Genomic DNA, 14,181 nt, shown 5'->3' on the forward strand with positions numbered 1-14,181 from the left:
GGGCTTCCAGGGGTCTCCCCCCGGACGGTGCAGCGCATGGCGTGGCGAAGGGGGCGGGACGCGCCCGCCCCCTTCAGCGAGTCACGGGACTCAGGAGACGCCGAGCTCCTTGGCGTTCTTCTTGAGGTCCTCGAGGCCACCGCACATGAAGAAGGCCTGCTCGGGGAAGTGGTCGTACTCACCGTCGCAGATCGCGTTGAACGCGGCGATCGACTCGTCCAGCGGCACGTCCGAACCGTCCACGCCGGTGAACTGCTTCGCCGCGTGGGTGTTCTGGGACAGGAAGCGCTCGACACGACGGGCACGGTGGACAACGAGCTTGTCCTCCTCGCCCAGCTCATCGATACCGAGGATCGCGATGATGTCCTGGAGGTCCTTGTACTTCTGCAGGATGCCCTTGACGCGCATGGCGGCGTCGTAGTGGTCCTGCGCGATGTAGCGCGGGTCCAGGATGCGGGACGTGGAGTCCAGCGGGTCCACCGCGGGGTAGATGCCCTTCTCGGAGATCGGACGGGAGAGAACCGTCGTCGCGTCGAGGTGGGCGAAGGTGGTCGCCGGCGCCGGGTCGGTCAGGTCGTCCGCGGGGACGTAGATCGCCTGCATCGAGGTGATCGAGTGACCGCGGGTCGAGGTGATGCGCTCCTGCAGCAGACCCATCTCGTCCGCCAGGTTCGGCTGGTAACCCACCGCGGACGGCATACGGCCGAGCAGGGTGGACACCTCGGAACCGGCCTGGGTGAACCGGAAGATGTTGTCGATGAAGAAGAGCACGTCCTGCTTCTGCACATCGCGGAAGTACTCCGCCATGGTCAGACCGGCCAGGGCGACGCGCAGACGGGTGCCCGGGGGCTCGTCCATCTGACCGAAGACCAGCGCCGTCTTGTCGAGGACGCCGGACTCCTCCATCTCCGCGATCAGGTCGTTGCCCTCACGCGTACGCTCACCGACACCCGCGAAGACGGAAACGCCCTCGTGGAGGTTGGCGACACGCATGATCATTTCCTGGATCAGAACGGTCTTGCCGACACCGGCACCACCGAACAGACCGATCTTTCCACCCTTGACGTACGGGGTGAGAAGGTCGACGACCTTCAGGCCGGTCTCGAACATCTCGGTCTTGGACTCGAGCTGGTCGAAGGCGGGGGCCTTGCGGTGGATCGGCCAGCGCTCGCCGACGTTGGCGTTCTCCTCCGGGAGGTTCAGCACCTCACCGAGCGTGTTGAACACCTTGCCCTTGGTGAAGTCACCGACGGGGACGCTGATGCCCACGCCCGTGTCGGTCACCGGGGCCTGGCGGACCAGACCGTCGGTGGGCTGCATCGAGATGGTGCGGACGAGGCCCTCACCGAGGTGCTGTGCGACCTCGAGCGTCAGGGTCTTCTTGGCACCCTCGAGGGCCGGGTCGGCAACCTCGACGTGCAGCGCGTTGTAGATCTCCGGCATCGCGTCGACGGGGAACTCCACGTCGACGACCGGGCCGATGACCCGGGCGACGCGGCCCGTGGCGGCGGCCGTCTCAACAGTGGTCGTCATTACTTGTCACTCCCCGCGGTCGCGTCGGCCAGGGCGCTCGCGCCACCGACGATCTCGCTGATTTCCTGGGTGATTTCGGCCTGGCGGGCCGCGTTGGCAAGTCGGGAGAGCGAGTTGATCAGCTCGCCCGCGTTGTCGGTCGCCGACTTCATCGCCCGGCGGCGGGCCGCGTGCTCGGAGGCAGCGGCCTGCAGCAGGGCGTTGTAGATACGGCTCTCGACGTAGCGCGGCAGAAGGGCGTCGAGGACGTCCTCCGCCGACGGCTCGAAGTCGAACAGCGGAAGGATCTCGCCCTTCCCCGTCGTCTCCTCCGCGGCCTCATCGAGGCTGAGCGGCAGCATCCGGCGGTCGACGGGCGTCTGCGTCAGCATCGACACGAATTCCGTGAAGACGATGTGCAGCTCGTCCACGCCGCCCTCGGCGGTGTCCAGCTGGACGGCCTCGATGAGCGGAGCCGCGACCTTCTTGGCGTCCGCGTAGGACGGGCTGTCCGTGAAGCCGGTCCACGAGTCCGTGACCTTGCGCTCACGGAAGCCGTAGTAGGCGACACCCTTGCGGCCGACGATGTACGTGTCGACCTCCTTGCCCTCGCCGCGGAGCCGCTCGACGAGCCGGTCCGCCGCCTTGATGGCGTTGGAGGAGTAGCCGCCGGCCAGACCGCGGTCGCTCGTGATGAGCAGAACCGCGGCACGGGCCGGGTTGTCCGCCTCCGTAGTCAGAGGGTGCTTGGTGTTCGATCCGGTCGCCACCGCCGTGACCGCGCGGGTGAGCTCGGTCGCGTACGGCGTGGAGGCCGCCACCTTGCGCTGCGCCTTGACGATGCGCGAGGCGGCGATCATCTCCATCGCCTTGGTGATCTTCTTCGTCGCGGTGACGGACCGGATGCGACGCTTGTAGACCCGGAGCTGCGCTCCCATGAGTCAGGTCCCTTCCGTCGTCACTTGGAGACGTTGACGGCCGCCGGGGCGTCCTCGCCGAGCAGCTTGCCGTCGAAGGTCTCGAACTGCTTCTTGAAGTCCGCGATGCAGTCCGCGACCTTGGTCAGGGTGTCGTCCGACATCTTCGCGCCCTCGCGGATCGACGTCATCAGACCGCCCTCCTCACGGTGGAGGTAGTCCAGCAGCTCGCGCTCGAAGCGGCGGATGTCCTGCACCGGGACGTCGTCCATCTTGCCGGTGGTGCCGGCCCAGATGGAAACGACCTGGTCCTCGGTCGCCATCGGCTGGTACTGCGGCTGCTTCAGCAGCTCGACCATGCGCTTACCGCGCTCCAGCGAGGCCTTGGACGCGGCGTCCAGGTCGGAACCGAAGGCGGCGAACGCCTCCAGCTCACGGAACTGGGCGAGGTCCACGCGCAGACGGCCGGAGACCTGGCGCATCGCCTTGTGCTGGGCGGAGCCACCGACACGGGAGACCGAGATACCGACGTTCAGGGCCGGACGCTGACCGGCGTTGAACAGGTCGGACTCCAGGAAGCACTGGCCGTCGGTGATGGAGATGACGTTGGTCGGGATGAACGCCGACACGTCGTTCGCCTTGGTCTCGACGATCGGCAGACCCGTCATCGAACCGGCGCCCATGTCGTCGGAGAGCTTGGCGCAGCGCTCCAGCAGACGCGAGTGCAGGTAGAAGACGTCACCCGGGTAGGCCTCACGGCCCGGCGGGCGGCGCAGCAGCAGGGACACGGCGCGGTAGGCGTCGGCCTGCTTCGAGAGGTCGTCGAAGATGATGAGGACGTGCTTGCCCTCGTACATCCACTGCTGACCGATGGCCGAACCGGTGTAGGGGGCGAGGTACTTGAAGCCCGCCGGGTCGGACGCCGGGGCGGCGACGATCGTCGTGTACTCGAGCGCGCCGGCCTCTTCCAGGGCGCCGCGCACGGACGCGATGGTCGAGCCCTTCTGGCCGATGGCGACGTAGATGCAGCGGACCTGCTTCTTCGGGTCGCCGGAGCGCCAGTTGTCGCGCTGATTGATGATCGTGTCGACGGCCAGGGCGGTCTTGCCGGTCTGACGGTCGCCGATGATCAGCTGACGCTGGCCACGGCCGATCGGGGTCATCGCGTCGACGGCCTTGTAGCCCGTCTCCATCGGCTCGTGGACCGACTTGCGCTGCATGACCGTGGGGGCCTGCAGCTCGAGGGCGCGGCGGCCCGAGGTCGCGATCTCGCCGAGACCGTCGATCGGGTTGCCGAGCGGGTCGACCACACGGCCGAGGTAGCCCTCGCCGACGGCGACGGACAGCACCTCGCCGGTGCGGGTGACCGACTGGCCTTCCTCGATACCGCTGAACTCACCGAGGATGATCGCACCGATCTCGCGCTCCTCGAGGTTGAGGGCGAGACCGAGGGTGCCGTCCTCGAACTTCAGCAGCTCGTTCGCCATGGCCGAGGGCAGACCCTCGACCTTCGCGATACCGTCGCCGGCCAGGCTGACCGTGCCGACCTCCTCGCGCGAGGCCGCGTCCGGCTGGTACGACTGGACAAAGTTCTCCAGCGCGTCCCGGATCTCCTCCGGCCGGATCGTGAGCTCCGCCATCTGGGTTCCCTGCTCTCCTTGTTGGGCCCGAAGTTTCTTTGGGGGTCTGGGGGCCGACCCCCAGGAATCTTCTGCAATCTCTGCACGGCCCAACCGGGCCGCTGGTCTTGCCTGTTCAGTTGATCGACACAGCAGTTGTGGCTGCGTGTCAGCCGGCGATCCGGCGCTGCGCCTCGTCGAGCCGCTCCGCGATGGTGCCGTTGATGACCTCGTCACCCACGCGCACCGAGATCCCGCCGAGGACCTCGGGGTCCACCTCGAGATTCAGGTGCATCTCGCGCCCGTACATCCGCGCCAGACCGGCGCCGAGGCGCTGCTTCTGCGCCTCGGTCAGCGGCACCGCGGAGGTCACGACGGCGACCACGCGGTTCCGGCGCGCCGCGGCGAGCTTGGAGAGGGACTCGAGTCCCGCTTCCAGGCTACGTCCCCGCGGGTAGGTGACGAGACGGACGACCAGACGCTCGGTGACCTGCTCGGCCTTGCCGCCGAGCAGACCGCTCAGCAGCTCGCCCTTGGCGGCGGCGGTGGCCGACCGGCTGGTCAGCGCGGACCGCAGCTCGGTGCTGGACGAGAGGATCCGGCCGAACCGGAACAGCTCGTCCTCGACGTTGTCGAGCACACCGGCCTGCTGGGCCGCCGTGAGGTCTGCGGTGTTCGCCAGCTCCTCGAGCGCGTCGACCAGGTCGCGCGACTGCGACCAACGGGCGCGGACCATGCCCTTGACCAGGTCGGCGGTCTCGCCGCCCACCTGGCCGCCGAGCACGCGGCCCGCCAGCTCGGCCTTGGCCTCGCCGGCCTGCGCCGGGTCGGTCAGGACCCGACGCAGCGACACCTCACGGTCGAGCAGCGCGGTGACGGCGGCCAGCTCGCCGGCGAGCTTCGCCGCGTCGACCGACGTGTTGTCGGTCAGCGCGTCGAGGGACTCGTGCGCGGCGGCCAGCGCCTCGCGGCTGGCTCCGTTCATCGTGCGACCTCGGCCTTCGCCTCGAGCTCGTCGAGGAAGCGGTCGATGGTGCGGCTCTGCCGGGCGTGGTCCTCGAGGGACTCGCCGACGAGCTTGCCGGCCAGGTCGGTGGCGAGCTTGCCCACGTCCTGACGCAGCGCCGCGGCCGCGGCCTTGCGGTCGGCCTCGATCTGGGCGTGGCCGGCCGCGATGATCTCCTCACGCTGCCGCTGGCCTTCCGCCTTCATCTCAGCGATGATCGCGGTGCCCTGCTCGGTGGCCTCCTGGCGCAGCCGTGCGGCCTCGTGGCGGGCCTCGGCGAGCTGGGCCTTGTACTGCTCCAGGACGCTTTCGGCCTCGATCTTGGCCGCGTCGGCCTTCTCCATGCCGCCTTCGATGGCCTCGCGACGCTCTTCGAGAACACGGTTGATGTTCGGGAGGAGCTTCTTCGAGAGGAAGAAGAAGACGATGGCGAAGGCGATCAGGCCGACGAGCAGCTCGGGACCCGGAGGAACGAGCGGGCTCTGCTCCTCCTCGGCCGCCAGCTGAACGATGTTGGCGATCACATCAGTGCCTTTCGTCGAAATGTGTCAGTAGCTGTGAATTAGCGACCGAACACGAACGGCATAACGATGCCGATCAGGGCGAGCGCCTCACAGAAGGCGAAGCCCAGGATCTGGTTGGCACGGATCAGGCCGGCGGCCTCGGGCTGACGGGCCAGGGCCTGGGTGCCGTTACCGAAGACAATGCCGACACCGATGCCGGGGCCGATCGCGGCGAGGCCGTAACCGATGGAGCCGAGCGAACCGGTGACCTGAGCGAGGGTCTCAGTGGCAGCCATGCTGATTCTTCCTTTTCATTTACGGACCGGTGGGGGTTGGCCACCGGACGTTTGCGAGTGGTGCGGGCGGTTTGGCTCAGTGGTGCTCGGCGAGAGCGCCCTGAATGTAGGTGCAGGCCAGCAGCACGAAGACGTACGCCTGGACGGCCTGCACGAAAAGTTCGAAAGCGATCATGGCCATGGTCATCACGAACGAGACGCCGGCGGCCGGGATCAGGAAGCTGTTCAGCAGGTACCAGGAGGCGACGGTGAACATCACCAGCATCAGGTGACCGGCGAACATGTTGGCGAAGAGTCGCACCGCGTGCGTGAACGGCCGGACCAGCAGGTTCGAGAAGAGCTCGATGAACGAGACGAGCCACTTGATCGGGCCGAGCGAGTTGTCGTAGCCGGTGATGTTCTTCCAGCCGCCGACGAAGCCGTGGCGCTTGAAGGTCAGCGACACCCAGAGCACGTAGACGATCAGTGCGAGCACGATCGGGTACGCGATGACCGACGACACCGGGAACTGCGCCAGCGGGATCACGGACCAGATGTTCATGATCCAGACAAAGAAGAAGATCGAGACCATGAGCGGGACGTACTTCTCGCCCTCGCGCTTGCCGAGGGTCTCGTAGACGATGCCGCGGCGTACGAAGTCGTAGCCGGCCTCGCCGATCATCTGCAGTTTGCCGGGTACGACCTTGGCCTTCCCGAAAGCCATCGTGAAGAAGGTGACGACGACCAGCGTGGTGATCAGCGCGAGCAGCATCACCTTGTTGAACTCGAAGCCACCAACGGTGAAGATCGGCTGGAAGAGGAAGGAGTGCAGGCCCGGTGCCGGAAAGCCACAGCCGTTGTCGGCCAGGATGCGGCAGCTCCAGTCAAAGGCGAGCGTGGTCTGTTCAGCACTCACCGCGGGCTCCTTCGGCGTGACGCATGGGTTCGGCAACCTCGTTGTGTCGGAGCGGCGCGCAGCCGCGAGTCGGCACCGGACTGGTGTTTCGGATGTGGGGGCGGCTCTCAGGCATCAAAGCCTCGCGATCGAGCAGGCGTCAGCTCGGATGCCCGCGCCCGCAGTGCCGCAGTTGGCACCGGACGATAGCAGGGTCTCGAACGGGCATTTATTCCGGCCCTACCTGTCACGTCGAGGACCCCGTCTTCTCGCCCTGACGGGAATCAGACGGTTCGGGCTCGACGTAGAGGATCTTGGCCTTCATGTGGGCGCGGGCCTGAGCCGCCACCCAGACGACCGTGGCCGCCACCAACGTCACGGCGAAGGCCTTGGGGTGGAACAGCGTCGTGTCCTTGAAGACGGCGACGAAGATGAACAGCACGAGAAGCTGCGTCGTGTAGAGCATCAGGCCCATGGCCTGGAAAAGATGCGGGAACTGCTTCGCGGTCCGCTGAAGGACGAGAACGCCGATCCCCATGAAGAGGATGACCACCAGCGCAGCCACGACCGCGCCCAGCGCACCCTTTCCACCGGCGACCACCCCACTGATCACGGCGGCGATCACGCCGGCGACAGCGGTGGGTACGACGGTGGGAAGAAGTGAGCGTGCGTCGTTGGACGGCATGGCGGCAGCTCCGCTTGCTGGTGGGGGCAGTGGTGTCGTCATGGACGAGCGTTGGCCCGGTCCCGAGATGGGCCTCGGGGGCCAACGGACCGTCGCACTACGGTCCTTCGGCGCTGTCTCCGGGTCTCGTGAACGGTATCACAAACTATTTGATGAGGTCTTTACCCAGGGGTGTGCCAACTCTCACACATGAGAGTGGTGTCGCGCGTGTGTGCACGACAAAATGCCGCATTGACTGCTAAAGGGTACGCCGACGACGGACACCGGTCGTCTTTCACCGGAACGAGGGTGCCCCCGATGTCCTGATCGATGCGGGCTCGCGGCCGGACAACGCCGGCGGCTCAGCGCGCCGAGCCCGCGTCGTCCCGTTCGCGGAAGCGGGAGCGGCCGCCGATCGCCGTCGCCCCGTTCGCGCCGCTCACGCCGACGCCCACCGGGACCCTCGGCTCGTCCTCGTACGACGCGGACGGCGCGCCCGGCTGCGTGAGGGCCCGCGTGGCCGGCCTGCGGCGGCGGTAGCGCGGCGGGACGAACGACTCCGCCCACCGTGGCGCCCTCGGCGTGAACCGCGGCAGGAGTAGCAGCACCAGGCCCACCGCGCTCAGCACCACGATCACCAGCACGATCCACATCGACGCCGAGTGCACCGAGTACGCGACCGTGCCGAAGGCGATCAGCGCGGACCAGAAGTACATGATCAGCACCGCGCGGCTGTGGGAGTGGCCGATCTCCAGCAGGCGGTGGTGCAGGTGGCCGCGGTCCGCCGCGAACGGCGACTGGCCGCGCCATGTGCGGCGCACGATCGCCAGCAGCAGGTCCGCGACCGGCAGCGCCGTGATCGTCAGCGGCAGCAGCAGCGGGATGAAGACCGGGAGCATCGCGTGTGTCGCCTGGCGCTCGGTCAGGAAGATCCCCAGCTGGTCCGGCTCGACCTGGCCGGTGATCGAGATCGCGCCGGCCGCCAGCACCAGGCCGATCAGCATCGAGCCCGAGTCCCCCATGAAGATCCGGGCCGGGTGCATGTTGTGCGGCAGGAAGCCGAGGCACATGCCCATCAGGATCGCTGCGAACAGGGTCGCGGGGGCGGCGGCCTCGATCCCGTAGCCGTACCAGAGGCGGTAGGCGTACAGGAAGAACGCGCCGGAGGTGATGCACACCATGCCGGCCGCGAGCCCGTCGAGGCCGTCCACGAAGTTGACCGCGTTGATGGTGAGGACCACCAGCGCGACGGTGAGCAGATTGCCCTGCCAGGCGGTCAGCGAGACCGTGCCGACGCCGGGCACCGGGATCCACAGGATGGTCAGGCCCTGCACGACCATCACCCCGGCGGCGATCATCTGCGCGCCGAGCTTGATCAGCGCGTCGATCTCGAACTTGTCGTCGAGGACACCGATCAGCCAGATCAGGGCCGCGCCCGACAGCAGGGCCCGCGGTTCGTTCGACAGCTCGAAGACGTCGTTGAGGTTCGCCAGGTGGTCCGCGAAGAGCAGCCCCGCGCACAGACCGCCGAACATGGCGATACCGCCGAGCCGCGGTGTCGGTTCCCGGTGCACGTCACGCGCACGGATCTCCGGCATCGCGCCGGCGGCGATGGCGAACTTCCGCACCGGTCCGGTCAGCAGATAGGTCACTGCGACCGTGACACAGAGCGTCAGCAGGTACTCGCGCACTGATTCCCCATGAGTTGGACGACGCGCCGTTCCACACCTTAAGACATGGGACGACCGAGGACGGCCGACAGTTGCACGGCCTCCACAGCCTCCTCGCGCCGTCAGCGCGGGTACGGCGGGAAGTTTCCGGTCAGCTCCCGCACCCGGTCGAGTACCCGGCCGTCCTCGTGAATCGCCGCCGCGAACAGCGTCGCGATCCGCGCCATCTCCGGGCGGCCCATGCCCTGCGTGGTGACCGCGGCCGTGCCCAGCCGGATGCCCCGGCCGTCCCCGTACGGGAGGGCGCATGTGTCGAGCACCATGCCGGCGGCGGCCAGCCGGCCCCGTGCGGTGCGGCCGTCGACGCCGAGGCCGGCCGGGTCCGCACCCACGATGTGCGTGTCCGTGCCGCCCGTCAGCACCGCGAAGCCCTCGGCGGCGAGGCCCTCGGCGAGCGCCCTGGCGTTGGCGACCACCTGATGGGCGTACGCCCGGTACGCGGGCGTCGCCGCCTCGCCGAAGGCGACGGCCTTGGCCGCGATCGTGTGCATCTGCGCGCCGCCCTGCGTGAACGGGAACACCGCGCGGTCGACGCGGTCCGCCAGCTCGGCCCCGCACAGGATCATGCCGCCGCGCGGACCGCGCAGGACCTTGTGCGTGGTGGCGCAGACCACGTCGGCGTACGGGACGGGGCTGGGCGCGGCGCCGCCCGCCACCAGCCCGATGGGGTGCGCCGCGTCGGCGATCAGGTACGCGCCCACCTCGTCGGCGATCTCACGGAACGCCGCGTAGTCGGGATGGCGCGGGTAGGAGATCGAGCCGCAGACGATCGCCTTCGGCCGGTGCTGGCGGGCCAGGTGACGCACCTGCTCGTAGTCGATCAGGCCGGTCTCGGCGTCGACGCCGTACGCGACGAAGTCGAACCAGCGGCCCGAGAAGTTCGCCCGCGAGCCGTGCGTGAGGTGCCCGCCGTACGGCAGCCCCATCGCGAGGACGGTGTCACCGGGCCTCAGCAGCGCCGCGTACGCCGCGAGGACCGCCGAGGAGCCCGAGTGCGGCTGCACATTGGCGTGTTCGGCGCCGAACAGGGCCGTGGCCCGCTCGACGGCGAGCCGTTCGGCGGCGTCCACCAGTTCGCAGCCGCCGTGGTGGCGGGCTCCCGGATAGCCCTCGGCGTACTTGTTCGCCAGCGGCGAGCCGAGGGCCGCGAGGACCGCCGGCGAGATGAAGTTCTCCGCCGCGATGAGCTGCAGCGAGGCGGCCTGTCGCTGTGCCTCGCCGAAGAGGATGTCGGCGGCCTGCGGGTCCTGGCGGCGCAGCGCCATGAAGGACGGGCTGTCGTAAACGGCCGGTACGGAACGCACTTCAGGGGTGACGGACATGACGGCTCCGGTCATCGTCAAGGAGCTGCGGCCCCTCCAATGTAGGGCCGGGGCCGGGTGTGCGCGCGGTGTACGGCCGAGCCGGTCACGGCCGCCGCACGTCACCCGGTGCCGCGGCGCACCGGACGTCAGCCCCGCGACTCCACACCCGTCAGCGCGGTCACCACGGGGTCCAGCGCCTGGTGGATCTCGTCGCCGATCGAACGGAAGAACGTGATCGGGGCGCCGTACGGGTCGAACACCTCGTCCGCGTCCGGGCTCGGCGCCAGCAGCCACCCGCGTAGAGCCGCGGCCGCACGCACCAGCGCACGCGCGCGCTCGACGACGCCGTCCTCGCGCGGATCGGGCAGCGTGGCCGGGTCGATGGCCCGCACGAGGCGGGTGAACTCCTTGAGCGTGAAGGTCCGCAGGCCCGCCGAGTGCCCCATCGAGATCACCTGGGCGCGGTGGTCGCGGGTCGCGGTGAGGACCAGGTCCGCGCGGATGACGTGCTCGTCGAGCAGTTCGCGGCCGACGAAGCCGCTCGCGTCGGCGCCGAAGTCCGCGAGGACGATCTCGGCGTTGGCCTCCATGGGGGCGCCCTCGTGGCCCCAGGTGCCGGCGCTCTCCACGATGAGGCCGCCCGTGAGGGGATCGCCGAGGCGGTCGCTCAGGGCATGGCGGGTCAGCCGCTCGGTGATGGGCGAGCGGCAGACGTTGCCGGTGCTGACGTGGAGGATGCGGAAGGTCGACGCCGTTCTGCCGGATTCCGCTATGCCACGCCCCTCAGGGGCGGTCACTGGGCCCGTCCTTCGATGCCCGCTCGCCTCACGGAGCCACCTCGAGGTCGGGTACGACCTTGCGCAGCTCGTCCGCCGAGAGCGCTCCCTCGCGCAGCAGGACCGGGACCTTGCCGGTGACGTCGACGATGGAGGACGGCACGATGCCCGGGGTCGGGCCGCCGTCGAGGTACACGGAGACGGAGTCGCCGAGCATCTCCTGCGCGGCGTCGCAGTCCTCGGGCGAGGGGTGTCCCGTGAGGTTGGCGCTGGAGACCGCCATCGGGCCCACCTCGGTGAGCAGTTCGATGGCGACCGGGTGCAGCGGCATACGGATCGCGACGGTCCCCCGGGTGTCGCCGAGGTCCCACTGCAGGGACGGCTGGTGCTTGGCGACGAGCGTCAGCGCGCCGGGCCAGAAGGCGTCGACGAGCTCCCACGCCTGCTCGGAGAAGTCCGTGACGAGGCCGTGCAGGGTGTTCGGGGAGCCGATGAGGACGGGCGTGGGCATGTTGCGGCCGCGGCCCTTGGCCGCCAGCAGGTCGGCGACGGCCTCGGAGGTGAAGGCGTCGGCCCCGATTCCGTAGACGGTGTCGGTGGGCAGCACGACGAGCTCGCCGCGGCGGACCGCGGCAGCGGCTTCGCGCAGCCCGGTGGTGCGGTCCGTCGCGTCGTTGCAGTCGTATCGCCGAGCCATCAGCGGGCCTCCCTTTTCCTGGTCATTCGGTTCTCCCCCTGCCGTCGGCGGGGGCACCCCCACGAGGTGCTCGAGCGTGCGTCGACGGTCGAACGTGCTCGGGTCCTCACCCGGAGGCGGCCGCAGGTGCGGCACAGCCCTCGGGCCCTGCGCGATCCCCCGGACGCCGTCCGGGGGATTCCCCACTCCCCTTCGGCACCCGCGCGCCTCGTCGGCGCACTCGTGCCGGTCGGTCGCGACGCCGTCATGGCGTCGCCTTGCGTGCGGTCGCGAACCGCGGCCGGTTGTTCAGGTCGGGGTGGTCGGCGGCATCGGCCCACCCGGATTCCTCGTTGAAGATCCACGGCACCTGGCCGCCCTGCGTGTCGGCGTGCTCGACGACGACCAGGCCGCCCGGGCGCAGCAGCCGGTGCGCGGTGCGCTCGATGCCGCGGATGGTGTCGAGGCCGTCCTCGCCGGAGAACAGCGCCATCTGCGGGTCGTGGTCACGTGCCTCGGGGGCGACGTACTCCCACTCGGTGAGCGGGATGTACGGCGGGTTGGAGATCACCAGGTCGACCTGGCCGTCGAGCTCGGGCAGGGCGCTCAGGGCGTCGCCCTGGTGGACGGTGACCCTGGACCCCTCGGCGTTCTTGCGCGTCCACGCGAGGGCGTCCTCGGACAGCTCCACGGCGTGCACCCGCGAGCGCGGCACCTCCTGCGCCATGGCCAGGGCGATCGCGCCCGAGCCCGTGCACAGGTCGACGATGAGCGGCTCGACGACGTCCATGGCCCGGACGGCCTCTATGGCCCAGCCGACCACCGACTCCGTCTCGGGCCGCGGCACGAAGACGCCGGGGCCGACCTGGAGCTCCAGGTAGCGGAAGAAGGCCCGTCCGGTGATGTGCTGCAGCGGCTCACGCGCCTCGCGGCGCGCGACGGCCTCCCAGTAACGGGCGTCGAAGTCCGCGTCCTTGATGTTGTGGAGCTCTCCGCGCTTCACACCGTGGACGTAAGCGGCCAGCTCCTCCGCGTCGAAGCGCGGCGACGGCACGCCGGCGTCGGCCAGCCGCTGGGTGGCCTGGGCCACCTCGGCAAGCAGCAGGTTCACGGGCCCACCCTTCCTGTGACGCTCGTGGGACTGATCGCGGGTTACTGCGCGGCCGCGAGCTTCGCCGCGGAGTCCGCGTCGACGCACGCCTGGATCACGGCGTCGAGGTCCCCGTCGAGCACCTGGTCCAAGTTGTACGCCTTGAAGCCGACGCGGTGGTCCGAGATCCGGTTTTCCGGGAAGTTGTACGTCCGGATCTTCTCGGACCGGTCGACGGTGCGGACCTGGCTGCGACGGGCGTCCGCCGCCTCCTTCTCCGCCTCCTCCTGCGCGGCCGCGAGCAGCCTGGAGCGCAGGATACGCATGGCCTGCTCCTTGTTCTGGAGCTGGCTCTTCTCGTTCTGGCAGGAGGCCACGATGCCGGTCGGCAGGTGCGTGATGCGGACGGCGGAGTCGGTCGTGTTGACGGACTGGCCGCCGGGGCCGGAGGAACGGTAGACGTCGATCCGCAGGTCGTTGGCGTGGATCTCGACGTCGATCTCCTCGGCCTCGGGCGTGACGAGCACACCGGCCGCGGAGGTGTGGATACGGCCCTGGGACTCGGTGGCCGGCACGCGCTGCACGCGGTGCACGCCGCCCTCGTACTTCAGCCGCGCCCACACGCCCTGGCCGGGCTCGGTCGCGCCCTGGCCGCCCTTGGTCTTCACGGCGACCTGGACGTCCTTGTAGCCGCCCAGCTCGGACTCGGTGGCGTCGATGATCTCGGTCTTCCAGCCGACGCGCTCGGCGTAGCGCAGGTACATGCGCAGCAGGTCGCCGGCGAACAGGGCGGACTCGTCGCCGCCCGCGCCCGCCTTGACCTCGAGGATGACGTCCTTGTCGTCGCTGGGGTCGCGCGGGACGAGCAGCAGCCGCAGCTTCTCGGTGAGCTCCTCGCGCTGCTTCTCCAGCACCTTCACCTCGGCGGCGAAGTCCGGGTCGTCCTGGGCGAACTCCCGGGCCGTCTCGATGTCCTCACCGGCCTGCTTCCAGGAGCGGTACGTGCCGACGACGGGCGTCAGCTCCGCGTAGCGCTTGTTGAGTCGGCGCGCGTTCGCCTGGTCCGCGTGGACCGAAGGGTCGGCGAGCTTCTTCTCGACGTCGGCGTGCTCGCCGACCAGTTCCTCGACCGCTTCGAACATCTCCGGGTTCCTGCTTCCGTACACGTGGGTGGCTGCTGCTCAGAACGGACAAAGCGCCGGTCCCGGCCGCCC

14 protein-coding genes are annotated in these 14,181 nt (G+C 69.2%); all 14 read right to left on the reverse strand.

What is annotated here, in order from left to right; genetic code table 11:
- Window positions 1-90 precede the first annotated feature (90 nt).
- Entirely contained in the window at window positions 91-1,533 is a 1,443-nt protein-coding gene (atpD, locus tag ACLB9X_RS15670) for a F0F1 ATP synthase subunit beta (protein WP_410360962.1), read from the reverse strand.
- Window positions 1,533-2,450 carry a F0F1 ATP synthase subunit gamma gene (locus ACLB9X_RS15675; RefSeq protein ID WP_410360963.1) on the reverse strand — a complete coding sequence of 306 codons (918 nt, stop codon included), beginning with the start codon at window positions 2,448-2,450 and terminating at the stop codon, window positions 1,533-1,535. The genes atpD and ACLB9X_RS15675 overlap by 1 nt, the downstream gene beginning before the upstream one ends.
- 20 nt (window positions 2,451-2,470) lie before the next feature.
- On the reverse strand, window positions 2,471-4,069 hold the full coding sequence (atpA, locus tag ACLB9X_RS15680; protein WP_410360964.1) for a F0F1 ATP synthase subunit alpha: 1,599 nt from the start codon (window positions 4,067-4,069) through the stop codon (window positions 2,471-2,473).
- A 148-nt stretch (window positions 4,070-4,217) separates the two neighbouring features.
- Entirely contained in the window at window positions 4,218-5,033 is an 816-nt protein-coding gene (locus tag ACLB9X_RS15685; RefSeq protein WP_410360965.1) for a F0F1 ATP synthase subunit delta, read from the reverse strand.
- Window positions 5,030-5,578, reverse strand: coding sequence for a F0F1 ATP synthase subunit B (locus tag ACLB9X_RS15690; RefSeq protein WP_410360966.1), 549 nt, complete (start codon window positions 5,576-5,578; stop codon window positions 5,030-5,032). The genes ACLB9X_RS15685 and ACLB9X_RS15690 overlap by 4 nt, the downstream gene beginning before the upstream one ends.
- 38 nt (window positions 5,579-5,616) lie before the next feature.
- Window positions 5,617-5,853, reverse strand: coding sequence for an ATP synthase F0 subunit C (atpE, locus tag ACLB9X_RS15695; RefSeq protein WP_307708312.1), 237 nt, complete (start codon window positions 5,851-5,853; stop codon window positions 5,617-5,619).
- Window positions 5,854-5,929: 76 nt separating this feature from the next.
- Window positions 5,930-6,700: a F0F1 ATP synthase subunit A gene (gene atpB, locus ACLB9X_RS15700; protein ID WP_410361188.1), complete on the reverse strand. Its 771-nt coding sequence runs from the start codon at window positions 6,698-6,700 to the stop codon at window positions 5,930-5,932.
- Window positions 6,701-6,974: 274 nt separating this feature from the next.
- Complete coding sequence (locus ACLB9X_RS15705) at window positions 6,975-7,412, reverse strand: hypothetical protein (protein WP_410360967.1); 438 nt, start codon at window positions 7,410-7,412, stop codon at window positions 6,975-6,977.
- Between the two features lie 341 nt (window positions 7,413-7,753).
- Window positions 7,754-9,082 carry an MraY family glycosyltransferase gene (locus tag ACLB9X_RS15710; RefSeq protein ID WP_410360968.1) on the reverse strand — a complete coding sequence of 443 codons (1,329 nt, stop codon included), beginning with the start codon at window positions 9,080-9,082 and terminating at the stop codon, window positions 7,754-7,756.
- 101 nt (window positions 9,083-9,183) lie between these two features.
- The gene (gene glyA, locus ACLB9X_RS15715) at window positions 9,184-10,443 is read right to left on the reverse strand and encodes a serine hydroxymethyltransferase (protein WP_410360969.1); all 1,260 of its coding nucleotides are present in this window, start codon (window positions 10,441-10,443) and stop codon (window positions 9,184-9,186) included.
- Window positions 10,444-10,571: 128 nt separating this feature from the next.
- A complete protein-coding gene (locus ACLB9X_RS15720; RefSeq protein ID WP_410360970.1) occupies window positions 10,572-11,222 on the reverse strand; it encodes a protein-tyrosine-phosphatase in 651 nt (216 codons plus the stop codon).
- Window positions 11,223-11,250: 28 nt separating this feature from the next.
- A complete protein-coding gene (locus ACLB9X_RS15725) occupies window positions 11,251-11,898 on the reverse strand; it encodes an L-threonylcarbamoyladenylate synthase (RefSeq protein WP_410360971.1) in 648 nt (215 codons plus the stop codon).
- Window positions 11,899-12,142: 244 nt separating this feature from the next.
- Entirely contained in the window at window positions 12,143-12,988 is an 846-nt protein-coding gene (gene prmC / locus ACLB9X_RS15730) for a peptide chain release factor N(5)-glutamine methyltransferase (protein WP_410360972.1), read from the reverse strand.
- A gap of 41 nt (window positions 12,989-13,029) precedes the next feature.
- Window positions 13,030-14,109, reverse strand: a complete 1,080-nt coding sequence (gene prfA / locus ACLB9X_RS15735; RefSeq protein WP_410360973.1) for a peptide chain release factor 1 — start codon at window positions 14,107-14,109, stop codon at window positions 13,030-13,032.
- Window positions 14,110-14,181 lie beyond the last annotated feature (72 nt).

The organism is Streptomyces sp. 5K101 (genome assembly GCF_046506645.1).
Taxonomy (GTDB): Bacteria; Actinomycetota; Actinomycetes; order Streptomycetales; family Streptomycetaceae; genus Streptomyces.

Coding starts and splice junctions, on each gene's coding strand:
- atpD (WP_410360962.1), bottom strand. CDS start 1,533: ATGACGACCACTGTTGAGACGGCCGCCGCCACGGGCCGCGTCGCCCGG.
- ACLB9X_RS15675 (WP_410360963.1), bottom strand. CDS start 2,450: ATGGGAGCGCAGCTCCGGGTCTACAAGCGTCGCATCCGGTCCGTCACC.
- atpA (WP_410360964.1), bottom strand. CDS start 4,069: ATGGCGGAGCTCACGATCCGGCCGGAGGAGATCCGGGACGCGCTGGAG.
- ACLB9X_RS15685 (WP_410360965.1), bottom strand. CDS start 5,033: ATGAACGGAGCCAGCCGCGAGGCGCTGGCCGCCGCGCACGAGTCCCTC.
- atpE (WP_307708312.1), bottom strand. CDS start 5,853: ATGGCTGCCACTGAGACCCTCGCTCAGGTCACCGGTTCGCTCGGCTCC.
- ACLB9X_RS15705 (WP_410360967.1), bottom strand. CDS start 7,412: ATGCCGTCCAACGACGCACGCTCACTTCTTCCCACCGTCGTACCCACC.
- glyA (WP_410360969.1), bottom strand. CDS start 10,443: ATGTCCGTCACCCCTGAAGTGCGTTCCGTACCGGCCGTTTACGACAGC.
- ACLB9X_RS15725 (WP_410360971.1), bottom strand. CDS start 11,898: ATGGCTCGGCGATACGACTGCAACGACGCGACGGACCGCACCACCGGG.
- prfA (WP_410360973.1), bottom strand. CDS start 14,109: ATGTTCGAAGCGGTCGAGGAACTGGTCGGCGAGCACGCCGACGTCGAG.